The organism is Bacillus sp. DHT2, from assembly GCF_026241455.1.
GTDB lineage: Bacteria > Bacillota > Bacilli > Bacillales > Bacillaceae_G > Bacillus_A > Bacillus_A pseudomycoides.
Map to the genome: position 1 here is coordinate 1 of NZ_JAPHWH010000084.1, position 441 is coordinate 441.

The following is a 441-nucleotide window of genomic DNA, read 5'->3' on the forward strand; positions in this document are numbered from 1 at the left end:
CATCTCAACAGATTGCATTGCTGAAAAAAGATTGGGGATGGTTATCAAAAGTAGCAAAAGAGGCTGGTCAAGTCGTCACTCAACAATTTGGCAAAATGCCTGATTCAATAAAGAGGAGTCTTTATTATCCCGCAATAGTGCGTGCTCAAAATTATATTGATTGTGGTACAGCTGTTTATGACGGTAATTCTTGTCCGACTTCACGTGTTCATATATTCAATGAATTGTACGGTTGGTTTGTCCATGATATACAGCGAGCTGAAGGGATCAATTATCGTTATTTTTATATTCGTTTAATGGAGCCACTCTCTGGGCAGTTTGCACCGGATGAGCCTGAGGTGTATATTCCACCACAAGCCCCTCAAGGTGTTGGAAATGATTTTATATTTACCGGATTTCCTAAGTTTTAAATATAGTAGACTTTATTACTTGAACTGATCC

Annotated in this window: 1 protein-coding gene; it reads left to right on the forward strand. The window is 38.5% G+C overall.

The genetic code is table 11. The features are described from left to right. Positions 1–410: hypothetical protein (locus ORL93_RS31420; RefSeq protein ID WP_265960352.1), on the forward strand; the 410-nt coding region annotated here is incomplete at its 5' end. Between the last annotated feature and the right edge of the window lie 31 nt (positions 411–441).